Here is a 24,818-nt window from a genome sequence, read left to right as displayed (position 1 = left end):
ACAGTTTTTAGCAAACCCCAGAGAATTCTACAAGCTTTGCTTTTACACTCCAAAGACTGCTCCTTCTTGCACAACAGGTTGCTCTTCAGCAGCATGGTTAGGTTGCCCTACTGCAAGTGCTAGTGGGGGCAGAGCATAACGTCTGGTTGCCTGCGGTGGTTCAAAGAGCCTGTAGCGGTTAATCGCTTGCTCGCTAGGCGGAGTTGTAAGTGCTTCTTTTAGGCCATCATAGCGTTGGATATAGGCAGGCTTGTAGATATGAAGCAGGGTTAAGAATGAAGTAACAAGCTGGGTTAACCAGGCCAGGGTAAAAGGATTGGGCTTAGAATGCTTGAGCATGGTGGTTTCAAATGAAAATTCCTCAGTAATTGCTCGCATTTCTGCAAAACGAGTTTTCACATCTTTGTCACTCTCAGCAATTGTCTCTAAACGCTTAACCATCCGCGATTTGTTTTCAAGCGTTTTTGATGTTTCAAAATAGGAGTTATTATTGAGTAGGTGAGTACTTACCTCAGTAAAATAGGTTTTGAATTGAGTTAAGGCAACCATTACTGCTTCTAAATGCGCATAATTGCGATAATGCTTCTGATCAAAACGCAATACTCGCTGAGCGATCATTTCTTGAACTAAGGTATCAATATCATCAGAACGTTTTGCTGCTTCAATGATTTGTCCTGCCTTAGATTCCAGGTATTCTTTCAATTTAATATTATATTCATTCTGAACATGTAAAAGGCCAATGTAACGGTTGATTGCCGCATCGATCTGAACACCGATCGCCTTCTTTGTATAATCAGTAACAAATTTACTATTGAGTGCTTTTTGCTTTTTATGTAAATCTTCTAAATAACGCTCTTTCTCTTTTGCTGTTTTTAACTCGGTATCATGAGTGCTGACCTGGCCTTGATAATAATTAAAAACAACCTGGCAATGAGTCTTAATGTGCTGAGTTAGCACTAAAGGTGGCGCGACTTCGACATTAGGGTTCTCTACAATTTGCTCTTCTTCTGCTACCACAACAATTAGGTCACTAAGCTCTACTTTAGGCTTAGTCTGTTTTGGATTCATTTGTTCCAGTTCTAGACTAAATGGCAGTCCTTCAGTAAGGAGCTCACTGAACGGTGAATGAACCGCAGAATCACCCACAAAGCGGCTGGCTTTCATCGGGCGTCTTAGTTTGGCAGAGGGGGCATTGAATTCTTGAACAATAAACTTATCGAGTTTAGGACTTTTCTCGATTTCATCGTCATTTTTTAATAAGGCGAAGAGGTCCTCGTGTTTTTTAAGAATGGGTAAGGCTTGCTCATAGGCTTGTAGAAGATCCTGCTCTAAGCCATACATTGCTACAGGGGAGGGTGCTGGCCCAGTAGTAAAATTATCATGGGTAGCAATTAGTTTAAGCAGTTTGGCAAGGGCAGCATGATTATCTCTATACTTCGCTTTTTCCTGTGTTGCCTGTTCTTTGCGTTCCCTTACGGCAATTAGTCGTTTTTCTATTGGCTCCAGTGAAGTAACAAGCTCAATATGCTTTTGCGAGACAAAACCAAGGGGTTCAACTAGTCCCTTGTAAAATTCATCCAACATAAGTTTCATTGGACCAGAAAGCAGACCGGGTTGCAGTCCCATTCGGTCTTCCCATTCATCCGCCTCAAGCAGCATTTGTGCAAAATGCTCAGTATTTAACTCTTTTAGATGCTCGAGGACAGCGGCATGGCTAAGAGTGGTAAACTCACTAAGCTTTTCCTTTAGCTCAAGAAAGAGGTTAAGCATTACAGGCGTTTTAAGGAATAACTTGAAATAAGAGCTTGAGCTGTTGATAACACCTTCAATTTTTAGAACGACTTGCTTGGTGTGTTCCTGAATTGTCTCTTGATCTTCTTGGGTTAAGTTATCTTCTGCTGTCAATTTTTGAATATAAGCAGGAACGAGCATAAAGGCATTAAGTGGATACCAGATCCCACCATACTGAACTTCATTAGCTGTTGATGGAGGAGTTTGCTCGGCTGTATTTGAAGGCTCATCTGTCGCTGCAACTTCAGGAAGGGGAGTGCCAACTGTGTCTGGGCTAGTTCTATAAGGCTCGCTTTGGATCAATAGCATTTGATAAATTGCCGTCGCACGGTTGCTAATATCAGAAGCGATTAAAGCCAGATAGGGGTCTTTATATAATTCTTTTGCTGCGCTGGCAATAGAGTCAAGGTGGGTATAAACCTGAACCAAGTGGTAAACATAAACCGTTTCAGTACTCTTATTGTTTAGCGCCTCAAGTTGCTTAGAAATTTGCTCAATATGGTATAGGGAATTAGCGATTGCTTTAAGACCCAAGACTTGTTTGCTTTCTTTTAAGCGCGCGACGCCATTTTCAACCTCAGGGAAGGGAACTCCTGAGCGAATATAATATTGCGTTGGGTTTAGTTGTTCTTTTGTTGTGGTATTGAAAAGAGTAGTTAATTGAATGACCGTATCTTTGAACTCTCCAATTGCCTTTGAATATTCAGTATGTTTGAGCAAATGATTTGCCCTATAGCTGCTTTTATCATCATGCTTTAATTCTCTTGCACGAACTTCTGTTTGATATTTTGAACCTGCCTGCCCTCGGAAAAAAGTCGCTCTTTGCTGAAAATTAAGGGTTAATGTATTTAAAGATGATAAAAAGGTTTGTTCGCGTCCCCTAATCAAAAAATACCTTGTAGATAGAGGCTCAGGTTGCTCAGAACTTGGGCTGTTGCTTGTCATCGCTAGGTTAGCAACGATTAGTTCGTCATAATTCACCTTGTCGGTTTCAGGCATTATGACATCAACCATATAAGGCTGAAAGCGGCAGTATAAGCTGCGTAAGCGAACCTTTGTTTCGTCATCTATCTCATTTAATAGTTTTGGAAACTGGGCTCGAATAATTACCATAAATTGTTTATAAGCTGTTTGAGCTCTTTCCAATTTGGCTAATTTGTTAGTATAAAATTGATAGAGTTCAAAGGCTTGATCGGTAGTTAGGCTGTCCGCATTCGTTACGTAACAATCCTCACCTTGAATGTTAAAATTAAAATCATTAGGTGCAATTGGATCCACCTTTAAGACAGAAGCCTCATTACAATCAAAGACATTCGTTTGTCTATCAAAAGGAAAGAGACTTAATTCGGCTCGTTCATGAACGGAGCTGATTAGATCTTCATTAAGCGTAATATGGAAGTTTTGTGTATTTCTATCTCTTTTGAGCGCTGTTTCGATTTTATCTTTTAGGGCTAATAGCGTTTTAACTTCAAGTTTTTCATGGCCATAAGCGATCCAATTCCCTGGGTTCAAAGATGCGTAGGTCCACCTATTTTGCAGGGTTAATGCTTTGATAATATTGTTATTAAGCTCTTGGTCAATTTTTTTAACGTAGGGCTCGATCAATTTATAATCTGTCATTAAGGATTTTTTAGTCTCTTCAGGTAAACCGATGAGATAAGAGCTTGTTCCTTGGTGTCCATCCAACAGTCTGAAAAAAGCAACGAAGTCTCCTTGAGCCTGCTCAATTTTTACTAAATTACGTTTAGCTTCATTAATTCGTTTTTCAGTTTCTGCAAGTCTTAAATGTATAAAACGGTCATCTTCTATAGTGACAAGTTCGCGTCCTTTGCTGGAGAAATTAACGACTTTGGATGTGTATTCAATGAGGAAGTCATAGAGTGGCTTCACCTGTTCCATAAGTGGGTTGCTAAGTGTTCCAGGTGTTAGCAATGCCTCATCTTCAAGTCTATCTGCTAGAGCGAATAAGGGGACCAAGCATTTATATTTCAGTTGCGTTAAATTATCTCGAATGACGTCTTGTGACGATTCATTCAAATCCCCCATTTGCTCCAAAGTACTCATAGAGAGGTTGATAACTCGTCGAATTGCATCAACGTAATAGAACAACTTGGCAGACATAAAAATACTTTCACCCTGTAAATTTTCCAGGGCATTGAGGAGCTTAAATCCTTCCTTTTGCAAGTCATCAAGCTGGGTCTTGTTGAGGGTCGGTTCAAAATTAGCAAGTTGTTCTGGTGAATATCGCTGGATATATTCTCTAAATTGCTGGAGATAACCAGGTAAAACAGCACTAAACTGTGTGAGGAAACTGTAGTCGATCTGACCGCTGCCAGGTCGCATCTGATCAACAGTTATTCCGCTAATCAAACCAGCTTTATAACTAAAGGGATATTGCTTTAATTGTGCAGTGAATTCAGCGGCTTCTTTTGCATGGGTATCCACGAAATTCTGAAAAACTGTTAATAATGGCAGAACCACTTTAACTTCATTTGCAAAAAGTTCGCTAAGTTCCACATCAAGATGTGTTAAGAGATAACTCGCTTGATAACCATGACGGATAGTATGGAAATAAAGCTGTTTAACATCTTTTCCTTTATTCTGTCCATCCCGTAAATTAACTGTTTCCAAATCAAGAAAAGCTTGCTCAGCATGATAAAGCGCATTAATAATCTCTTTGATTTGAGTGACTTGCTTGGGTTGATCTTCAAAGTCAGTGAAGGGTACGCCTTCAGCATGCATTGTTGCAAAATAGGGTTTAATTTTATCACTGAAATAGGGGCCTTTAAGCATAGCCACTATGCGCTCACGATTGGTATGCAGGACTTTTGAAATCTGATTTTCTCTAAAAGAATCGAGCAGTTTTAATATTTTTTCCAGCATAATGCATCAATCTTCAGTCATAACAATTGGGTCATATTATAAGATGTTTCTTAAGAAAATATTAAGCATTTAGCAAGTTTTACTAATAAAAACTATTAATTTTAGCTATGCCATAGTTAAAGAGAGACTCTTCGGCCATAGATCTTTAATGAAGGCCGCTTATAATAAGGTATTGATTAGCTTTTTGAGAGAATTATGAGTGATTGGAGGACAATGGCCGATATTCGGCGAGAGTATGGTGATTTGAGCTTGAACGAAGAGGCCATTGATGGCTGTCCAATTGTCCAGTTCAAACGTTGGTTTGAAGAGGTGGCGCCAGAAGAGAAAACAGATCCTACCGCAATGGTTCTTTCTACGGTAGATGAACAAGGACATCCGGATTCAAGAGTCGTCTTGCTTAAGGGGCTCAATGAGGAAGGTTTTATTTTTTATACTAATTACCAGAGCGCGAAAGCCTTGCAAATAAATCATAATCCCTATGTTGCATTAAATTTCTACTGGCCACAAATGTCACGCCAGGTCAGGATTCGAGGCCAAATTGAACGAGTGTCTTCGGAACAATCCAATACTTATTTTGCTTCTCGACCGGTTCCTAGTCAGTTTTCCGCGACTCTTTCCCCTCAAAGCCAAGAAATTACTGATCGCAAAGAATTGGAGCAGCGTCTTAATAAGCTTATTGCTGAACATGGACAAGAACCGATAGTTCGCCCAAACCATTGGGGAGGTTATGTTGTCGCGCCTTTTGAGGTTGAATTTTGGCAGGGCAGAGATAATCGTTTACACGATCGAATTTCTTATTATAAGAAGAATGAAGGATGGGGTTATAAGCGATTAGCACCCTAGCAAAATACAAATAATGCCGGCAGCCAATATTTGCCTTTTGCCGGCGCTTTCCGGAAATAAATTTCCCAACATTTAACAAATTAAAATCAATAAGTTAAGCACGGAAACCTTTTAAAAACAGAGGGGAATTTTTTAATTTGTCAAGAAAGAGTAAAAAAAGGACAGTTGACTATTTGGCCCATCTTCTAGTCGTAGAATGGATCTTAAAGGGGCATTTATTAATTATAAAAATATTTTCTATTTTGGCAGGATAAATGCTTCGTTAAATCCAAGTGTTAGAAAATTTAAGATGCTCAACGAGAGGATACTAAGATGAAAGACACAGCCGAGTTACTATCAGATATTAAATTGCGCTTTAATATTGAACATCCTAGCTTTGAGGAGTGTTATGCCGATGGCTATGAATGTGCATTAGCCGAGGCTGCAGAAGAGGAAAACCCATATCAAGAAGGAACTCAAGAATATGAGCAATGGCAGGAAGGATGGTGGGCTGGCTTTTATGGTGAAAAACCACTCTACGATCTTGCTGAATATGTTGAGCCTGAACAAACTGCTATAGGCGAGCCAATCGCTGCAAATGACCATGCGTTTCATTTTATTAGCAATTTAGTCAAATCAGAGATTTTAGCTAATATATTAAAAATCACTGGTGCAATAGCTGCAACCGCAGTAGTCGGTTACCAGGTTATTGAACTCGTTGCTTAACTTTCAAAATTGGGGGCTTGTTTTGACTTTATTAAACATTCAATAGGTTGGCTGGATTTAATCTTTAATAACCAGCCAACCGCTCCTTAGTTTTTAAATAACTTCAATACCATACTTTTCATCCTAGCTAATTCAGCCGTATTAAATTCTTTATAAATTTCTGAACCAATATTAAGACAAACAGTGACTTGTTCGCCTATCCCTTTTAATAAGTCGACCCCCGATAGCTTGAGCAGATGAACTGAATCGCTGATCTCAGCAACCCAACGATCAAAATATTCCATGCTAGTGAAGACCGGTAAATAGGAGACGCCGTTTTCCTCGAAAAAGAGGACCTCAGGTTGCTCGGCAGCAGACTGTTTATCAATAGGAATGATGAAATTTGCTTTAATAAACTCCAGATAGGCTTTGTTAGCTTCCTTAGAATTCCCGACAGAGTCTAATGCTTCTTTAACTGCTAATTCCAGACTGTTCATATGATTAATACCTAAATTCAAATCGGGGATTATACCCAAGCTCCTTCAAAACTAAAAACCGCATTTTGAAGGAGCTTAGGATACGCATGATTTACCTGAGTATTTATGAATTAATAACCGTCTGGTATACATATCTGAAGAAAAGTGGTAAGTTGGCAGAACGTCCAATGTGTTGAAATAATAATCCTCAGCAGTATAATGTAGTTCTGACTTGCCAATTTATTGAACAATATTCTGTTTTCATTAGAAGGTAGAGTGATTAGATTCTGACGTCTACTTGAATGAGAAAGGATAACAAAGTAGTGAATTAATGAATATGATAGCGATGTCTCAAAGTGAAAAAACAGGTCGCATTAACCAATTAGCATTTGCATGGGTAGTTTGGGGACTGGCAGCAGCATTCTATTTCTCCGATTACCTGGCGCGAGTCGCTCCCGGTGTTATGCATCGTAGTTTACAAGTGGATTTTGGTATTAACGAAGCAGGATTTGGGATTCTAACGGCATCCTTCTATATTCCTTATATTCTAATGCAAATTCCCGTAGGACTGACTGTAGATCGCTTAAGTATTCGAGCTATTCTTACTGTGATGTCTTTAGTCACTGCTCTGGGCTGCTGTGTTTTCGGCTTGGCAGATGGATTGATGATGGCTTCAGTAGGCCGTATGTTAATTGGATTCAGTGCTGCCTTTGCATTTGTAAGTTCTTTACGCTTGGCGACTTCCTGGTTTCCTCCAGCAATGTTGGGGCTATTGGCAGGACTAACTCAGGCCCTTGGGATGTTAGGGGCTGCGGCTGGTGAGGCGCCAGTGTCTTTTCTAGTTGCTAATGTCGGTTGGCGACATTCAATGCTCATTATAGCCTTTTTATTCATCGCGCTTGCAGGACTCTTATATCAATTCGTACAGGATAAACCTGGTTCTAAGCGGCGTGAAATCCGATTCGAACAGAGAATCAGCATTATTGCTAGTTTGCGGATTGTGCTCTCTCATCGCCAAACATGGTTAAATGCGCTTTATGCGGGTTTCCTGTTTGGTCCGACAGCTGTTATTGGCGAAGCGATCGGCCCTGCATATTTACAATATGGTCGCGGGCTATCTGCTCATGCTGCTGCTTTTGCAACCGGCCTGATCTTTATTGGCTGGGGTATTAGCGGCCCCATCTCTGGTTGGCTCTCAGACAGGATGGGGCGTCGTAAGCCTTTAATGATATTTTCAGCCTTGTGCGGAATTGTTTTATCGTCTTTATTTGTTTTTTACCCTGGAATTGATAAGACTTCAGCCTATCTCATCTTTTTCCTGTTTGGGTTAACGAACACTGGGGTAGCCATAGCTTATGCCGTTTCAACAGAAATTCATGAAAGTAACGTTGTTGGAACTTCAATTGCATTTACAAATATGATATCGATTTTTGTCGGTGCTTTAATGCAGCCGCTTGTTGGCCGGTTAGTTGATTTAGTATCAGGACCACGCGCTTATAATGTGGAAACTTTGCTGCTTTCTGATTTCCAGGCTGGTCTTAGAATTCTGCCGTTATGTTCTTTAGTTGCGCTAATTTTAGCATTTACTGTAAAAGAAACTTACTGTAGGCCTCTTCGCAAGGCCCACTAAGTCGCTGTCTACTATCAAATTTTTTTATAGATATCTTTGCTAGTTAGTGAATCTCGTGCTTTAATTACTGCCGTGCCTCTGCAATCTACCTAAGCGAGTTTAGAATAAGCGGAGGCCTGACACTAAACACGGAGATAATAATGAAAAAATTCACAGGATTAGTGGTTCTGATCGCTGTTCTAGTCCTCGGCTCGTATTATGGCATGGGGTATCTCACTGAGAAAAGAGTGAAGCAAGACCTCAAAATAGTGAATCAATCTAACGGCCTCAGTGTCGAGGTTGAAAAATACAATCGTGGTTGGTTTTCATCTACAGCAGAATTAGCTTGGCGTTTACATGTCCCTGAACATGTTGTAACCACACAAGACGGCCAATCAAAAACGGTTTCAGCAGAAGATTATAATCTAGAGATGCCACTGACTATCCATCATGGCCCAATAATCATTGTTGATAAGGGTGTCAAGTTTGGCTTAGGCTACGCCCACACTGATTTAGCACTGCCATCAAAGATTTCAGAACAATTCAAGAGTAATTTTTCAAGCGAATCAACTGAGCCTAAATTGGATTTGAGCTTGTTTGTTAATTACTTTAGCAATTCGAGTGTAGAAGCATCTGTACCAGAATTTAAACTGATTTCCAAAGATAATACCGGGCAATTAGACTGGTTAGGCTTGACTTCTTCTACAAGTATTTCATCAGATAAAAATAAAGTTGATGGTAATATCACTGTTGAAGGGTTGAACTTCACAAAAGATCAAACGAAAACAGTTATGTCATCAATTACCAGTGAATATGATCTACATAGATCAGAAGGGGGCATATATCTCGGAGATGCGAGCGTATCTTTTCCCTCATTAGTTGTGACTAACAGCGACAAGAAATTGTTTGAACTTAGTCAATTTGATGTTCATTCAGATACAAATATTGAAGAGGGTTTATTTAGTTCTCACTTCAGAACTTCACTGGATAAGGTAGTTGTCAATGACAAGACCTATGGGCCTGGAAACTTAGAGGTTGCAATTAGAAATCTTGATGCTGCTGCACTAACTAAGATTAATGAGCAGGCTAACCAGCTTCAACAAGGTAATGATGCGCAACGTCAGCAAGCCTTACTGGCAATCCTGCCGCAATTGCCACAATTATTTAGTAAGGGTCCTGAGTTCGAAATTACTGAAATGAATTTTACAATGCCTGAAGGAAAAATTGAGGGTAACCTCATGGTTTCATTACCTAAATCTGATGTAGCTAATCCTTTTGAGCTCGTACAAAAAGTCCAAGGCAACGGTAAGTTAAAAGTTCCTGCGCCTGTGCTTAAAAGCATCCTTGCTCAGTCTTTACAACAAAAGGCAGCTGCTCCACAGACTATTCAACAAGGTATTGTACAGCAAATGCAACAGCAAGCGGCTGGCCAGGTTACTAATCTGCCTAATGCAGATGGGGCAAGCAATACTGCGCAACCTGCAAATTCTGCAGCTGCAGCAACCCCTGCTGCAAACACAACACCTGCACAAACGACCGAAGATCCAGCAGCTGACGCGGATAAAGCGTTAGCGGCTATGGTTAAATCTGGTCTTTTAGTTACTCAAGGAAGTGATTACACGATTGAGTTGAGCTTTAGCCAAGGCCAATTAACGGTTAATGGTAAGTCATTTAATCAAGATATGCTTAAATTTCAATAGAAAAGGAATTTATGGCTTTTGAGTGGGTTTAATTTTTAAATCCGCTCGGTAATTCCTGATTTTTAAGCCAAATTTTCTAAAACTAGACTTGTCAGGAATTGCTCAATTGGGTAAGATGCTGCTTTTTAAAGGAGGAGTGAATAAGAATGACAACAATCAGTAATGAAGCCGGGGATACAACTGCATCGCTGGCAGCGAGCGTCACTCAATCAGTGCAGAAATATTTCGCCGAGCTGAAGGGAACTGATCCTGTTGATCTGTACCAGTTTGTTCTTGAAGAAATTGAAACACCATTGTTTCGCGCTGTTATGGAGCATTGTAAGTATAACCAATCTCGCGCAGCAATTATGCTGGGTATTAGCAGGGGCACTTTAAGAACTAAATTGCGCCGCTATTTTGATGATAAGTACGTAGGTACACGCGACTAAGCTCATGTAAAGATCTTTATATCAATTAAGAAAGGAAGCCTTAGTGCTTCCTTTTTTAACGTCAGTATCACTCTCCAGTACAGATAGTTATTATTGCAAGTTTTATAATCCCCATTCTAAGGCAGAATGGCGGAAAAATTGGCTCTCATGTTTTTTCGGATCAGCTACCGTATTTTTCACGGTATTTGTGCTTTTGATTTTCAATTAAACTATTCGTCTCTATTTGACCAATAAAGAACAATTTACAATCAAAACTACAAAGAGAGTTTTCACTATGAAACGCCGACTTAATGAAGCCCCAAAAACAAACAAGAGGGTGCAAAAAACATTTATCACTGCAAAAAACTCAAACGATGATCGCGCTCTGACTATGCAAAGTGTTGAGGAATTAAATAGTGGCAATCTAGAGGCTGCCATCAATAAGTTAAATACCGCGATTCTTATTAATCCTCACAATGGTCATGCTTATAGCATTCGGGGGGAAGTGAAACTCAAGCAAGGTAATTTAAATAGCTCATTAGTTGATTTAAACAAGGCGATTGATCTTATTCCAAACAATAGTTTTGCTTATAAAATTCGCTGCAAGGTAAAGTACCACCTTGGCGATTAAAGCGGAGCCTTGGCTGATTCTGATAAATTGATTGAGTATGAACCAGACAAAAGCCATGCCTTTTGTAATCAGGGTGAGTTGAAACGCTTGCAAGGCGACTTGAACGGGGCTTTAATGGACTTTAACAGAGCGATTGAGCTCAACATAGGAAATATCTCGGGCTGATATAAAACGGCTGAACAGTGATTTAGACGGCGCATTAGCCGATTCAAGCAAAGCGCTCCGAATGAACCCGAATATTGGTTTAGCTTATAACACTATAGGCGCGGTGAAACTTGCGCAAAATGATTTAGATGGCGCGTTAGCTAATTTAGGGGAAGCAACCAGGCTTCTCCCTGGTAATGGTTTCGCCTTTGCAATGCGAGGAGAGGTGAAGCGATTGCAAGGCGATTTGCCTGGCGCCTTGGCTGACTCAACTGAGGGATCAGGCTCATCCCAGACAATAGCCTCGCTTTTGGTACTCGAGCCGAGGTGAAGCGATTGCAAGGAGATTTTACCGGTGCTTTGGCTGATTCAACTGGGGCTATTAATCTTAGCCCGAACAATAGTGTTGCTTTTGCTACTCGGAGAGAAACGAAACTTAGACTAGGAGAGAATCAGGGTGCCTTAGCCGATTTAATCGAAGCGATCAGGCTTAACCAAACAACATTCCAATCTTAAGCTCAGCTAGCAAGCAGATATTCTTTAATCGGCAAAAAAGGATTGATACTAGGGATAATAATGTCCCTCTTGCTAGTGACGTTGGTAATAATGTAGCACCTTAATTATGATTGGGAAGAGCTAATATAAGGCAAAAAGAGGCTTGGCCTATTACCAGTCATGCTTCGTTAACAACAAGGGTTCACGCAAAAAATATATCAGACCCTTTGCATCCGTTCGCACAATGGCATCAACTTAAGGAGCAATACCTCAGGTTCGAAGACGGTATGTCCTCTCTCCCCTTGGGGAGAGAGTTAGATAGGGGGAGATAAGCTATGCTCGCAATTAATCGGGAGTTAGTTTATAAAAGACTGTTATTCGGTAAACATAGAACTTACTGACTCTTCAACATTCACTCGTTTTATTGCTTGAGCAAGCATATCGGCTAAACTGACTACACGAATTTTATCGCAATGTTTTGCAGCTTCGCTTAGTGGAATAGTATCAGTAACGACAACCTCATCAAGAGAAGAATGTTTGATATTTTCAACAGCGGGGCCTGAGAGTACAGGATGCGTGATATAGGCTCTTACACTTGCTGCTCCATTACGCTTTAGTTGGTGAGCTGCGGAGCATAAGGTGCCTGCTGTATCAACGATATCGTCAATGATAAGGCAGTGTCTACCAGCAGGCTCTCCAATAATATGCATTACTTCAGATTTATTGGGACCGCTGCGTCTTTTATCAATGATAGATAATTCAGCATCATTTAGGAGCTTTGCCATTGCTCGAGCGCGAACAACACCACCGACATCTGGAGAGATAACCATGAGGTTCGGTAGATTTTGCTGCTTAATATCTTCAAGTAATACCGGTGTCGAATAAACGTTATCAACTGGCATATAGAAAAACCCTTGAATTTGATCCGCATGTAAATCGACAGTAAGAACTCGACATATTCCTACAGAAGCCATTATATCGGCAACAACTTTTGCAGTAATTGGAACGCGCGCCGAACGTACCCTGCGATCTTGCCGAGCATATCCAAAATAAGGAACAACGGCAGTGATACGACCAGCAGAAGAACGTCTTAAAGCATCCGCCATAATGAGTAATTCCATCAAGTTGTCATTTGTCGGAGCACAGGTAGATTGAACGACAAAGACATCGCGTCCACGTACGTTCTCAAGGATTTCAACCATGGTTTCGCCATCACTAAAAGTGCCCACGGTTGCTTGGCCTATAGGAATTTGTAAGTGAGAAGCAATTTTAAGTGCCAGCTCTGGGTTAGCATTGCCGGTAAAGATCATCATTGTTGACATGTGCCAAAAGCCTTTGATTGGTTTTTATCAGGATAACTTAAACACATAGCAGAAGACAGCCAGCAAGATATAATTATTATTTGAGCGATCTGGTAATCGCATCCTTCCCAGGGATCTTCTGCCGTCTGTTTACTTGAATCAACAAGATTGTGGCTGGGGTGCTAGGATTCGAACCTAGGTATGCAGGGATCAAAACCCTGTGCCTTACCGCTTGGCGACACCCCAATAAGTTGTAGATTCTTTTATACGTCCTTGAATAATCATCGTGTGCACTGCTGCAACGTGCTGCGTATTTTGCAGAGTATTTGAGGGGTTGTCAACGATAATTTTTTAAATTTATCGCTAGATATTTTGCTGGTAATAATTTCATAAAGCCGTTAGCAATCTGGTAAATACCAGCGGTTAGCGGCTGTTGAAACTACTCAGAACAGGCTAAATTCGCCAGTTTTTAATAACTAGTTTTATAAATATACCATTCCCTTGTAATCTAATATTTGAGGGCAAAATGACATTGCCAACAGAGGTATATTGTTGATATTCAATGGTATACCCGGCCTGTCTTAAAATCAAAAGACGTCCACCCTGATCGTATTTGGAACCTTGAACCGCGCCTGGTGCTGGTACACCTCTTGCCCAATAGTAAAGATTATTCACTGGAAGACGGACACCTGTTTGTTGCATTAATAATGATTCAGCATTGGAAGAAGTGGCTGTCTTAGGGCCATCACGTAAAGTGACAGTGCCTCCGCTTCGGCTAATTAGAACGGTTCCACTTCCTAACGGACCTGATAAGCGAATCTGATATGAGCTGAGGCCCTGCTGCAGCCAATTTACTGATGCGCTCCAACCTTTTCCTTTACTGCGGGCTGCCATAGCACCTGAAATTTCCCAAGATGAAATTTTTGCGGCTGCCAGATTCTTTTTACTATTTTCTACCGCCGTACTAGTTTTTACTCCTGGAACTTGCTTCTCTTCAGACAATTTTGTCTTCTCTAAGCCTGGATTTCCAGCAGTTGATGTCTCGGTTTGAGCTAAGGGCGTTTCTGCTTCTGATGGTGGGAGTAGGTTTTCGGTAGTTTCACTGATTGGAGGTTTAGGTGCGCATGCAGCGAGCAACAGACAAGAAATAATCCCAATACGTCTATACCCAATCATTGCCGCTCTCCCTGTTTAGACAATAGTTTTTCTTACCACAATACGCTAGACTGCCAAAACTTGCAATTAAAGCTTGTTATTATGAAAAACAAAGCAATTTATCCAGGTACTTTCGATCCTGTAACCAACGGCCATATTGATATTATTACTAGGGCCTCCAAAATATTTCCCGAGCTAATTGTTGCCGTAGCAAGCAATAGCGCTAAGCGCCCCTATTTACACTTGTCTACACGTATTGAGTTAATACAGGAAGCTGTTGGCGATTTACCGGGGGTTTCGGTTTTGGGTTTTGATACCTTGTTAATTGATTTTGTTAATAAGCAAAAAGCGGGCATTATCTTAAGAGGATTGCGAGCGGTTAATGATTTTGAATATGAATTTCAATTAGCTGGCATGAATCGAAAATTATCGAAAGAAATTGAAACCTTGTTTTTAACCCCTTCTGAAAATCTAATGTTTATCTCATCAAGTTTGGTGCGTGAAATTTCTTCATTTGGTGGTGACGTATCACAATTTGTTCCCGAAACAGTTGTTCAAGCATTGGAGCAGAGGAGAAAGCAAAACATATGAGAGCATGGAAATATTTAGTTATTATCCTTTGTTTTGGAGTTGGTTCGTTAAACGCGACTCAATATGCTGAAAAACCATCTGGGTATGCGGTGGCTTCCGCTCATCCTCTTGCAACGAATGCTGGGTTAGAAACCTTGGCTAAGGGCGGAAACGCCTTTGATGCTGCGGTGGCTGTTAGTGCTGCTCTTGCGGTAGTCGCGCCCTATCATTCTGGTTTGGGAGGGGGGGGATTTTGGCTCTTACATCTGGAAAATGATAAAAAAAATATATTTATCGATGGACGTGAAGCAGCCCCTCTCGCTGCGCACAAGAATATGTTTTTGGGAAAGGATGGACAGGTAGTTCCCGGATTATCATTAAACGGTGGTTTGGCTGCAGCGATTCCTGGTGAGCCGGCTGCTTTAGCCTATATTGCGAAACACTATGGTCGCCTCCCATTAACAGAGTCTTTAGCTCCTGCCATTCGTCTAGCCGAAGAGGGGTTTGTCGTTGATCAGTTATTTAACTATTACTCGACTATTAGCGATCGCCTGCAAATGTTACAACGTTTTCCTGATACAGCTGCTGTATTTTTAAAAGAGGGCAAGGCATACCAGATTGGCCAGCGCTTAAAACAACCCGAGCTTGCAAAAACTTTGCGGCTCTTTGCTGAAAAAGGACATGATGGCTTTTATCATGGCGAGATTGCTGAGCGACTGGTAAAGGGGGTAAGAGCTGCAGGTGGGGTCTGGACTTTAGACGATCTTGCGCAATATCAGATAAAGCTGCGCGAACCCTTAGAGGGAGCTTTCCATAATATGTTAATTGTTACAGCACCACCTCCTTCTGCAGGAGGGGTTGGGTTGCTAACCATGCTAAATATTTTGGCTGACTACCCTTTACAAACGCTGACAAAAGCAAAATGGGTACATTATGTTGTGGAAGCAATGCGCTTAGCATACTGGCAACGCTCTAAGTTCCTTGCTGATCCTGATTTTGTGAAAATCCCGCTTAATATTTTACTCTCCGCCGAGAACGCCAAGCAGTTACGTCAACTAATTCTTTCGGATAAAGCCTTACCCAGCACCTCTTTACAGGGGGATGCAGCAAAGCTGGAAAGTGATAATACGACTCAGTTATCTATTTTGGATAGCGAAGGCAATCGAGTTTCTGCGACGATGACAGTCAACTTTATTTTTGGCTCAAGTGTGATGCCTGCTGGAACGGGTATCGTGCTCAATGATGAAATGGATGATTTTTCGACGAAACCGGGTGAACGGAATGTCTATGGGGTAGTTGGCTCAGATGTCAATACCATCCAGCCAGGCAAAAGACCTTTATCCAGTATGACGCCGACTTTTCTTGAAACGCCAGGTCGAGTGGCAATTTTTGGCACGCCTGGCGGTAGTCGAATTCCCACAATGGTGTTGCTTGCTGCCTTAGATTTTCACAACTATGGTGGGGCGATTAGCATGGTTTCCACAATGCGTTTTCATCATCAATATTTACCTGATTGGATACAGGTTGAACCAGATACTTTCTCACCTTCACTACAGGCTGAATTAAAGGCAATGGGGTATAAGTTAATGATGTTGAACCAATATTATGGTGATATGCAAGCTATAACCTGGGACAAAGAATCTAACTTAGTCACTGCAGCCTCTGATCCCAGACATATTGGTTTAGCTGCAACAATAAGTGTAAATCAGCGGAGCTATGACAGTTTCAATCTACAGAAAAAAAATTAGTAATAGATCACTCCGTACCCAGGAAAGTCCACTTTTGGCCCATCTCGAGAGAAAAGCGGGATTAAAAATGCTCACATACTAATGTATTCAGCACCTTTCCACCCTCGTTTTCTCAAAATCTGCATTCAAATCCAAGCTTTCATCAAGATTCAGACATGTCCCTGAGCGAATACATTGATCCTAAACTGAATATAGTCAATTTGCGCTTCGAGGGGAGTTTTCAGGTTCTAACTCTTCACCTTCAACCAGTGTTTTAATCGTATCGCGCACTGCCTTGACTAGTTGGTCACGATTTTCAAAGCCATATTGAGAGGCATTGATAGGTTTACCAATATGAATTTCCGCAGTTTGATTAATATTGAATTGAGTGGTGCGGGCAGGCAGGATGTTGTAGGCTCCCCGTATACCAATAGGAATGATCATTGCCTTGGCTTCAATAGCAGTGATAAAGGCTCCTTTCTTAAACGGCCCTAACTTCCCATCTTTTGAGCGTGTTCCTTCAGGGGCAATCCACATGACTATGCCGCTTTCCAAGAGCTTACGCACCTCTTCCAAATCTTTCAGTGCCTGATGTTTGTTTTTTCGATCAACAAAAGGAAACTCTGCTGCTGCCATTCCCTTACCCATGATAGGAATTTTTGATAATTCTTTTTTAGCAAGCATCCGTATTGAATGATTAGGAAATGCTTTAAAGCTAATTGGGATATCATATAAACTGCTGTGATTACACATAATAATAGTAGCTTGGCCTGGCTGGGGTTCAACATTGTAAGGATTAAAAACCTTGCATTTTACACCGACTAAATCAAGTAAGCTGTTTACCCAGTTATGGATTGTGCTATCGACCCAGGCTCGATTAGTTCTACCAAAAAAACGCATGAATACAGAACGAGTACAAGTATCCGCGGTGTAAAGCGCTGAAAGTAACATAATCCAGTGAGTACGCAGCTTGCTGATTTTCATAAATTAGGGGAGGTTAATAAATTAAGGGATTGATAATACTGCAAGTGCTAGAAATTGCCCAGTATCTCCTTTGGTTTTTGGCAATTGGGGCAAAAAGCCGAGTTTCTACCTCCAATGGCTAGGGCTTGTATTAGCGATTTGCATTTTGGGCAGGGCTTATTGGCGCGGCCGTAGACTAATAACTGATTGGCAAAATAACCAGGTTTCCCATCACTTGTATAAAAATCACGAAGGGTTGTGCCCCCGGCTTCAATGGCTTGTTGTAAAACATCTTTAATGCATTGAGCTAGTCGCTCATAGCGAGGTAAACTCAGTGACCGCGCTGGAGCCAAGGGATGAATACCGGCTAAAAACAAACTTTCAGTAGCATAAATATTCCCTACGCCAACAACGACCTCATTAGTCATAATGAAGGACTTAATATTTTTTTGCTTATTGCGAGATTGTCTAAATAAATAGGCTCCATCAAAACGATCAGTTAAAGGCTCTGGTCCTAAACGGCATAAAAGGCGATGGTGTTCCGGATTACTTGAAAGATAAAGCCAGAGTCCAAAACGTCGAGGGTCATTGTAGCGTAAGATATAGCCATTACTTAATGTTAAATCCAGATGATCATGTTTACCTGCGACGGTATTCTTATCCACAATACGCAGATGACCAGACATTCCCAGATGATTAAGCAAATAACCTTCTGATAAGTCAAGCAACAGGTATTTGGCTCGACGCCGAACAGCCAAGATCTCTCTTCCGATACAAAGGGTGTTGAGTTCTGGGGACACAAGAAAACGCAACTGTGGCTGCCTGACCGTCACTGCGGTTATTGTTTGCTTTATTATAAAAGGGCTTATTCCCCGTCTTGTAGTTTCAACCTCTGGTAATTCTGGCATTAGTCTTTATCACTGTGTTCGATTATCCGCCCTTTTGTCTTTTCAGGTGGCTTCTTGGGGTGCATTCCAGAAAGAAATAAATTTTTCACAAACGTTAGTCCCCAGAGTACGAGTCCTATTATGAGGCCCCAGAACAAAATATAGGAGAACATGATGAAAAATCCTATAAGCAGAGCAATACCGATTCCCAATATGAGAAAAGGAACAATATTTTCAAGAAGATGTTTCAGTTTTATATTCATGAACAAATCCGTCCACCAAAGAGCCTAAGCCCTAGATCATTGCTTTATCTAAAAATTATCGTCCACAAGTGGAAACGATGCAATGCGAATTGTCCATTTTGTGATATCATAAAGGGATGGGTAGGTGATTTACTATCTAAAATCAGGTTAGGACCTGTTGATATAGCGAAAATGAGAGCTATACCAATGGATCTTTTTGTTTATCTATTTTAGTAATCATCATCTCACAATAGATTCATCCTTCTACTTAGTGGAGTAACTTATGATTTACGGTGTTCTAAATTTGTCGTTATGGGGATACGTGATAGCAACGATAGTACTAACGCAGATCACTATCGCGGCGGTTACGATTTATCTGCATCGTCATCAGACACATCGTGCATTAACCCTGCATCCTATAGTTAGTCATTTTTTCCGTCTCTGGTTGTGGTTAACCACTGGAATGGTCACGGCTCAATGGGTAGCTATCCATCGTAAACATCACGCGACTACGGACGTTGAAGGCGATCCTCATAGTCCTAAGGTTTTAGGGTTAAAGAAAGTATTATGGGAAGGTGCGGAGCTTTACAAACAAGCATCTAACGATAAGGAGATGGTTGCTAAATATTCGCACGGTACGCCGAATGACTGGATGGAACGTAATGTTTATACCCGATTCTCTTCGAGGGGTATTTTGCTAATGTTTCTTGCTGATATTCTCCTTTTTGGTTTACCAGGAATCACTATCTGGGCAATTCAGATGATGTGGATTCCTTTTCATGCTGCCGGAGTTATCAATGGCGTAGGCCATCATTTTGGCTATAGAAATTTTGAATGCCTTGATGCAGCAACTAATATTTTCCCCTGGGGGTTTTGGATTGGTGGAGAAGAATTACATAATAATCACCATACTTTCGCTTCTTCTGCTAAGTTTTCAGTGAAGTGGTGGGAGTTTGATATTGGTTGGTTGTATATCCGTATACTGTCTTTCTTAGGTTTGGCTAAAGTTAAGAAATTACCTCCTAAACTGGCGCAAGAAGCAGGCAAATTGCAAGTAGATCTTGAAACTGTTAAAGCTGTGATAGGCAACCGTTTCCAGATCATGTCGCACTATTACAGCCGAGTAGTCCGCCCTATTCTGCAACATGAGCGTAGCGTAAATAAAGCAGATAAGCGCTTATTTCAACGTGCAGGTAGTTTGTTCCGCCGCCAAGATAGCTTATTGTCACCGAAAGCAAAATCTCGCTTACAAGCTCTACTCGAGCGTTATGAGCGATTACGTATGGTTTATAACTATCGTCAATCCTTACAAAACATATGGTTAAAAACGGCTAGCTCGCAAAAAGAATTGGTCGATGCGTTACAACAATGGTGTAAGCAAGCTGAGGAATCAGGACTAGAGGTATTGCGCCAATTTGCTATACAAATTAAAGGTTATGTACCACAACCAGTTAAAGCTTAATTGTTTTACTAGCTAATTTTCTCTCTCAAAACGACCATATTGCTACCCTCTCCTCGTTCTCGAGGAGAGGGTTTTTGTAGGATAGATTAAGGGATTTATGCGGATTTCTTAGTTTATGTTTACTAAGCCAACAATTATAAAGAGGAGTTATTTATGGAGCGAATGACAGCTGTTGTTACTGGAGGAACAGGGGGAATAGGCTCAGCTATCAGTAAACGACTTGCTACTACATATAATGTAGTTGCCTGCTATTTTAAAGATGGAAAGCATGAAGAGGCGAAGCAGTGGCAAGCACAGCAGAAAGAAGCTGGTTATGATATCGATATCATATATGCGGATATATCAAAATTCGAAGATTGTGAAAAATTAACTAACTTGGTTATGGAGCGTTATGGCCGTATTGACGTATTGGTCAATAATGCAGGTATTACCGCGGATGTTAGTTTGAAGCGTATGACTCTACAACAATGGCAGCAGGTCATCGATGCTAATCTAAATAGTGTGTTTAATGTCACAAGAAATGTTCTTCCAGCAATGATTGATAGGGGCTACGGCCGAATTATCAGTATTTCGTCAATTAATGGCCGTAAGGGACAACTTGGCCAATGTAATTATGCTGCGACTAAGGCCGCCCTTTATGGTTTTAGTAAAAGCTTAGCGCAGGAAGTTGCGGCTAAAGGTATTACTGTAAATACAATCTCTCCAGGCTATGTTGAAACTCCTATGTTGGCTGCGGTTAAAGAGGAAGTTTTGAAAAGCATCATTGCTAATATTCCTGTCGGCCGCTTAGGAAGACCTGAGGAAATTGCTGAAGTGGTAGCTTTTCTGGCAGCACCAGAGGCTGGTTTTATTACTGGCGCAAACATTGATATAAATGGTGGTCAATACATGTAAGCGATGCTAAAGCAAGATTGAGAGAACGATGATAAGACTAATAAAAAAATATAAAAATCGCCGACTGTATGACACCGAAAGTAGTGAATATATTACTGTGGAAGATCTACAACGTTATGTGCTTGAGGGGGTGCCTTTTCGTGTTGAGGATTCTACCAGCGAAAAGGACATCACCAATGCGACCCTGCTGCAAATTTTTGTCGAAATGGAAAGTGGTACTACACGGTTTTTATCCTCAGAAATGCTACGCCAATTAATCATCCTTGCTCACCACCCAATGAATCAATCCTTTAAAGAGGTATTGGGAAAAATGTTTGCAGGTATGGAAGGCACTGTAGAAGAAAATCCATACATAAACGACTATAAAAAGACAAGCGACTCCTGGAATGAACAGATGCAAGAGTTTATGAAACAATGGCAAGATTTTTTTAAGCGATAGGTAATAGCTCAGGTTTCCTAGGTTTAGATTTACTCGATAAGCTATTTTTGTTGCAGTGCAAAATAAATTACACTAAGTAGCTTGACAACAGATAAAGGATAGTACTATTCTATTATTGTGCGGTGCAACATATTGAGGAGATTGACATGAACCAACCATATGAAAAGTGGACTGAAATGGCTAAAAAAGTACAAGCACCTTTTCAAGCTATCGCTGAGTTGAACGTAAAAACACTACAAGGTTTAACGTATCTGAAACCAGAAGAATTAGCCAGCCTTAAAAAACCAGAAGAGTTAATTGAAAAACAAATTGGCTTGGCAGTTGAAAATGGTCACAAAGCACTTGACTATATGCAAAAGTCCTTTGAAATCATCGAAAAAGCAATGCTTTCTTTTGTACAAGAAGTTAAGAAAAACGAAAAACACTAAGAGTACAAGATTCACAAAAAGACTACCTATGGGTAGTCTTTTTTTTATATGTATTAGGCTGGTAATAGATCACTCCGTACTCAGGAAAGTCCACTTTCTCCAAGATTTTTACATCCCGCGTGAGCTATTACTTAGGCTGCACAATCACGTTGTTCAGGATAACAGTGTCTAGACTATTCGGCGAATAGGGTGTGAGCGCTATGAGGAGCTAGAATCTTGATTTTCATTCGTCTCTTTTGGTGGTTGTTCCTTATAAGTTTTATAAACGTAACTACCAGGAGCATCCATAAGTCCTGGAAAGGGTAACTTGGCAAAATCTGGTGCATTAATTAAGCGTCCGGATTGTGTCTTTAACCAATCCAACCATTCTGGCCACCATGAGCCTTTTCGCTCTTTGGCAGATGCCAGCCATTCTTCGGCGGTTTGAGTGGTGCTTACATTATGGTAAAAACCGTATTTTCCACTTTCTGGAGGGTTAATAATTCCAGCAATGTGGCCTGAGCCTCCAAGTAGAAATCGCTTTTTTCCCTTCATATGTTGAAAACCGAGATAGGTGGTTTGCCAGGGCGCGATATGATCTTTTTTAGTTGAAACAAAAAAGGTAGGGATCTCAATGTTAGTAACGTCAACAGGAATGTGATTTAACTTTATTTTTCCGGGTTTGATTAGGTCATTATGCAGATACATCCAACGTAAGTATTGAGAATGCATTTTCGCTGGCATATTGGTGACATCCGCATTCCAATACAAGATATCAAAGGGTACTGGATTTTGCCCTTGCAAGTAATTTTTAATGAAAAAAGACCAGATAAGGTCGTTAGCACGCAGAGAGTTAAATGTACTGGCCATAAAGCGCCCATCTAAAAATCCTTTGGCATGCATTTCCTCTTCAATGTGGAGAATTTGTTGCTCGTCAATGAAGACTGAAATATCACCTGGATCACTGAAATCGATCATTGCTGCTAGAAAAGTAGCTGAATTGACCGGATTCTCATTGTGGGCTTTGAGATAGGCTAATGTACAGGCAAGAAGGGTTCCTCCAATGCAAAAACCAAGCGTATTTACCTGCTCTACCTTAAGTTGTTGCTGGATAACTTTAATGGCTGCCATAGGTCCATCTTTCAGATAATCAAAGAGTCCCTTTTTCGCATAGCTGGCGTCAGGATTTATCCAAGAAACAACAAAGACTGTAATTCCATGTTTAACTAGCCAACCAATCAATGAATTATTTTCACTCAAATCAAGAATGTAGTATTTGTTAATCCAGGGCGGAATCATCAATATTGGGATGGACTTCACTTTAGCTGTTTGTGGCGTATATTGAATCAATTCCATCATTTCATTACGGAAAATGACCTTGCCCGGGGTTGTAGCGAGGTTAACTCCGACTTTAAAGGCATCGGTATCGGTCATTTTGATAATGAGCCGTGAGGAGCCTGCCTCCATGTCTGTTAGCAGATTTTGTAGGCCCTTTAATAAATTTTTGCCATGACTTTGTATCGTTTCAGCCATTAATTGCGGATTGGTATGCAAGAAGTTTGCTGGGGATAGAGCATCCAAATATTGTCGGGCGAAGAATTGCACGCGTCTGGACAGTTGCTTGTCGCTATACTCCATATGCTCAAGTAAGGAATTCATATGCTCACTCGCCAATAGATAATGTTGGCTCATGAAATTGAAAAAAGGATTATTAACCCACTCCTCGCTACTAAAGCGTCGATCACTAATCGGCATGGGCTTACCTTCTAGCCAATGGTTCATTTGCTCCTGGGCGAGGCTAAATGCATCCTGCCAATAGGCCATTTGCATGCGCCATACTTCTTCGGGATTTTTCAGAATAACTGAAATCATTAACTGGAAATCTTTAGTTAAATCAATATATTGTTTTACAATTTTAGAGAGCTGTGCAGGTTGTTTTTGAAAGCCTTCCAGAATTCTCATGCTTTTTGCTGCAACCGCTTGCATGATTTCACTAAGTTCTGTGTCCTGGGTCATCCGAGCTCCTGAAGGCAATTGTTAACTCATTCTATTCTCACGTGTTTTATAGCGGGTCGTCAATTCTTCTTAGTGAGAGCGTTTACTTCATTGTAAGAATTATAGACATGTTTGATAGGATAAGCTGATTATTTTTATACCGACTTGAGTTATAATCGCCAGGCTTTATTACTTAGGAGTTTTATAATGGCTTATCATTTAAATGATGTTGAAGATTATGCGGGTAGAATTGCAGACATAACAAGTACAAACTTTACGACTCCAAATCACTGGAAAAATCAGCAAGAAATGGTTGAGCGTTTTGCTGCGGCTTTAAAGAAGAAAAATTCAGAGGCTAATCTGGCAAATTATGCAGCGGCTTTACGAAATGCGGCAAGTTATTTGATCTGGCGAAGGGATACGGAAAGTGTACAAGTTGCTCCTGAGCGACAAAGTTTTATTGATGGGCATTTAGAAGCGCTCAAGAAAGCCTATAGGCAGAATTATCCTCAAGGAGATATAAAGGCTCCATCTCCCATCCTAGATCCTAGTGACTTGCAACCACAAGCCCGCAGAGGCTTTCTTGGTGCTACTAAAGCAGCGCTTAAAGATAGGCGGCTACATGAGCAAAGAAAGGCAGGCCTGGGACATGCGCCTGAGCTCAATGCTTTCATAGCATCTGCTGAATATAATGCATTGCAAGTCTATCTAAAAACTACCTTGACTGAGGATAGTCGCTCTCATAGTTATTTCTGTGGCCTTATTGATTTAAGTGAAAAAAGAAAGGCCACAGTGCTTCACCAATTTCTTGTAGATATAACAAGTCTGAAAGATATGGATGAAGTTAAAAACTTTTTAACTGAGTTTTATAGTGAAAAACATAAGGCTATTAGCACAGATAATAGAAAGACTTGGGGTAGTTCACGTTTTGATATCTTAAATACCGGACAAAACATGACAACAAGATTTTTCTCAATATTGGGCAAACAAACTACAACAATCAATTTGATTGATAGTTTGGCTGCTTCCATCGGTTTTGACCCTCTCCTCACCGAGGAAGTTAATCAAGGCAATACATATTCCTAAAGGATTGAGATTTGCAGGGATGCAAAC

Annotated in this window: 23 protein-coding genes and 1 tRNA gene; 15 read left to right on the top strand and 9 right to left on the bottom strand. The window is 40.7% G+C overall.

Features of this window, described 5'->3' with window-relative positions; all coding sequences use genetic code 11:
- Window positions 1–42 precede the first annotated feature (42 nt).
- Window positions 43–4,674: a hypothetical protein gene (locus BN1094_RS00690; RefSeq protein WP_043872515.1), complete on the bottom strand. Its 4,632-nt coding sequence runs from the start codon at window positions 4,672–4,674 to the stop codon at window positions 43–45.
- 195 nt (window positions 4,675–4,869) lie between these two features.
- Here BN1094_RS00690 and pdxH point away from each other — a divergent pair, with 195 nt between their 5' ends.
- Both pdxH and BN1094_RS00680 read left to right on the top strand, forming a co-directional pair.
- The gene (gene pdxH / locus BN1094_RS00685; protein WP_043872514.1) at window positions 4,870–5,517 is read left to right on the top strand and encodes a pyridoxamine 5'-phosphate oxidase; all 648 of its coding nucleotides are present in this window, start codon (window positions 4,870–4,872) and stop codon (window positions 5,515–5,517) included.
- Between the two features lie 312 nt (window positions 5,518–5,829).
- Window positions 5,830–6,222 (top strand): hypothetical protein, encoded by a 393-nt coding sequence (locus tag BN1094_RS00680; RefSeq protein ID WP_043872513.1) that lies wholly within the window; start codon window positions 5,830–5,832, stop codon window positions 6,220–6,222.
- An 86-nt stretch (window positions 6,223–6,308) separates the two neighbouring features.
- On the opposite strand, the gene BN1094_RS00675 is transcribed toward BN1094_RS00680, so the two are convergent.
- Window positions 6,309–6,698 carry an SseB family protein gene (locus tag BN1094_RS00675; RefSeq protein WP_043873621.1) on the bottom strand — a complete coding sequence of 130 codons (390 nt, stop codon included), beginning with the start codon at window positions 6,696–6,698 and terminating at the stop codon, window positions 6,309–6,311.
- A 310-nt stretch (window positions 6,699–7,008) separates the two neighbouring features.
- Here BN1094_RS00675 and BN1094_RS00670 point away from each other — a divergent pair, with 310 nt between their 5' ends.
- From BN1094_RS00670 to BN1094_RS00645, 6 genes are all read left to right on the top strand, one after another.
- Window positions 7,009–8,307 (top strand): MFS transporter, encoded by a 1,299-nt coding sequence (locus BN1094_RS00670; protein WP_043872512.1) that lies wholly within the window; start codon window positions 7,009–7,011, stop codon window positions 8,305–8,307.
- Window positions 8,308–8,447: 140 nt separating this feature from the next.
- Entirely contained in the window at window positions 8,448–9,986 is a 1,539-nt protein-coding gene (locus BN1094_RS00665; protein WP_043872511.1) for a YdgA family protein, read from the top strand.
- Between the two features lie 146 nt (window positions 9,987–10,132).
- Window positions 10,133–10,414, top strand: coding sequence for a helix-turn-helix domain-containing protein (locus BN1094_RS00660; protein WP_043872510.1), 282 nt, complete (start codon window positions 10,133–10,135; stop codon window positions 10,412–10,414).
- A 274-nt stretch (window positions 10,415–10,688) separates the two neighbouring features.
- Window positions 10,689–11,024, top strand: coding sequence for a tetratricopeptide repeat protein (locus tag BN1094_RS00655; RefSeq protein ID WP_043872509.1), 336 nt, complete (start codon window positions 10,689–10,691; stop codon window positions 11,022–11,024).
- 226 nt (window positions 11,025–11,250) lie between these two features.
- Window positions 11,251–11,499: a tetratricopeptide repeat protein gene (locus BN1094_RS00650; protein WP_043872508.1), complete on the top strand. Its 249-nt coding sequence runs from the start codon at window positions 11,251–11,253 to the stop codon at window positions 11,497–11,499.
- Window positions 11,500–11,504: 5 nt separating this feature from the next.
- Window positions 11,505–11,684 (top strand): tetratricopeptide repeat protein, encoded by a 180-nt coding sequence (locus tag BN1094_RS00645; RefSeq protein WP_141650396.1) that lies wholly within the window; start codon window positions 11,505–11,507, stop codon window positions 11,682–11,684.
- 353 nt (window positions 11,685–12,037) lie between these two features.
- Here BN1094_RS00645 and BN1094_RS00640 read toward each other — a convergent pair whose 3' ends face one another.
- From BN1094_RS00640 to lolB, 3 genes are all read right to left on the bottom strand, one after another.
- Window positions 12,038–12,985: a ribose-phosphate pyrophosphokinase gene (locus tag BN1094_RS00640; protein WP_043872506.1), complete on the bottom strand. Its 948-nt coding sequence runs from the start codon at window positions 12,983–12,985 to the stop codon at window positions 12,038–12,040.
- A gap of 150 nt (window positions 12,986–13,135) precedes the next feature.
- Window positions 13,136–13,210, bottom strand: a tRNA-Gln gene (locus tag BN1094_RS00630).
- Between the two features lie 207 nt (window positions 13,211–13,417).
- Window positions 13,418–14,140, bottom strand: a complete 723-nt coding sequence (lolB, locus tag BN1094_RS19080) for a lipoprotein insertase outer membrane protein LolB (protein WP_043872505.1) — start codon at window positions 14,138–14,140, stop codon at window positions 13,418–13,420.
- An 81-nt stretch (window positions 14,141–14,221) separates the two neighbouring features.
- Here lolB and coaD point away from each other — a divergent pair, with 81 nt between their 5' ends.
- Both coaD and ggt read left to right on the top strand, forming a co-directional pair.
- Window positions 14,222–14,710 carry a pantetheine-phosphate adenylyltransferase gene (gene coaD, locus BN1094_RS00620; RefSeq protein WP_099908948.1) on the top strand — a complete coding sequence of 163 codons (489 nt, stop codon included), beginning with the start codon at window positions 14,222–14,224 and terminating at the stop codon, window positions 14,708–14,710.
- Window positions 14,707–16,437 (top strand): gamma-glutamyltransferase, encoded by a 1,731-nt coding sequence (gene ggt, locus BN1094_RS00615; protein WP_043872503.1) that lies wholly within the window; start codon window positions 14,707–14,709, stop codon window positions 16,435–16,437. The genes coaD and ggt overlap by 4 nt, the downstream gene beginning before the upstream one ends.
- 195 nt (window positions 16,438–16,632) lie before the next feature.
- On the opposite strand, the gene BN1094_RS00610 is transcribed toward ggt, so the two are convergent.
- From BN1094_RS00610 to BN1094_RS00600, 3 genes are read right to left on the bottom strand one after another with little or no spacing between them, the layout of a single operon-like run.
- Window positions 16,633–17,400: a lysophospholipid acyltransferase family protein gene (locus tag BN1094_RS00610; protein WP_043872502.1), complete on the bottom strand. Its 768-nt coding sequence runs from the start codon at window positions 17,398–17,400 to the stop codon at window positions 16,633–16,635.
- A gap of 47 nt (window positions 17,401–17,447) precedes the next feature.
- The gene (gene mutM / locus BN1094_RS00605; protein ID WP_043872501.1) at window positions 17,448–18,287 is read right to left on the bottom strand and encodes a bifunctional DNA-formamidopyrimidine glycosylase/DNA-(apurinic or apyrimidinic site) lyase; all 840 of its coding nucleotides are present in this window, start codon (window positions 18,285–18,287) and stop codon (window positions 17,448–17,450) included.
- Window positions 18,287–18,529, bottom strand: coding sequence for a hypothetical protein (locus BN1094_RS00600; protein ID WP_043872500.1), 243 nt, complete (start codon window positions 18,527–18,529; stop codon window positions 18,287–18,289). The genes mutM and BN1094_RS00600 overlap by 1 nt, the downstream gene beginning before the upstream one ends.
- A gap of 262 nt (window positions 18,530–18,791) precedes the next feature.
- On the opposite strand from BN1094_RS00600, the gene BN1094_RS00590 reads away from it, so the two are divergent.
- From BN1094_RS00590 to BN1094_RS00575, 4 genes are all read left to right on the top strand, one after another.
- On the top strand, window positions 18,792–19,970 hold the full coding sequence (locus tag BN1094_RS00590) for a DesA family fatty acid desaturase (protein ID WP_043872498.1): 1,179 nt from the start codon (window positions 18,792–18,794) through the stop codon (window positions 19,968–19,970).
- Window positions 19,971–20,123: 153 nt separating this feature from the next.
- Entirely contained in the window at window positions 20,124–20,864 is a 741-nt protein-coding gene (gene phbB, locus BN1094_RS00585) for an acetoacetyl-CoA reductase (protein ID WP_043872497.1), read from the top strand.
- 28 nt (window positions 20,865–20,892) lie between these two features.
- Window positions 20,893–21,303 (top strand): polyhydroxyalkanoate synthesis regulator DNA-binding domain-containing protein, encoded by a 411-nt coding sequence (locus tag BN1094_RS00580; RefSeq protein ID WP_043872496.1) that lies wholly within the window; start codon window positions 20,893–20,895, stop codon window positions 21,301–21,303.
- Window positions 21,304–21,449: 146 nt separating this feature from the next.
- Window positions 21,450–21,731, top strand: coding sequence for a phasin family protein (locus BN1094_RS00575; protein ID WP_043872495.1), 282 nt, complete (start codon window positions 21,450–21,452; stop codon window positions 21,729–21,731).
- A 198-nt stretch (window positions 21,732–21,929) separates the two neighbouring features.
- Here the strand turns inward: BN1094_RS00575 and BN1094_RS00570 are convergent, their stop codons facing one another.
- The gene (locus BN1094_RS00570) at window positions 21,930–23,726 is read right to left on the bottom strand and encodes a PHA/PHB synthase family protein (protein ID WP_043872494.1); all 1,797 of its coding nucleotides are present in this window, start codon (window positions 23,724–23,726) and stop codon (window positions 21,930–21,932) included.
- Between the two features lie 186 nt (window positions 23,727–23,912).
- On the opposite strand from BN1094_RS00570, the gene BN1094_RS00565 reads away from it, so the two are divergent.
- Entirely contained in the window at window positions 23,913–24,791 is an 879-nt protein-coding gene (locus tag BN1094_RS00565) for a hypothetical protein (RefSeq protein WP_043872493.1), read from the top strand.
- The last annotated feature ends 27 nt before the right edge of the window (window positions 24,792–24,818 follow it).

The sequence above is a fragment of the Legionella massiliensis genome, from assembly GCF_000756815.1.
Classification (GTDB): domain Bacteria; phylum Pseudomonadota; class Gammaproteobacteria; order Legionellales; family Legionellaceae; genus Tatlockia; species Tatlockia massiliensis.
This window is presented reverse-complemented; position numbering and strand designations above follow the sequence as displayed.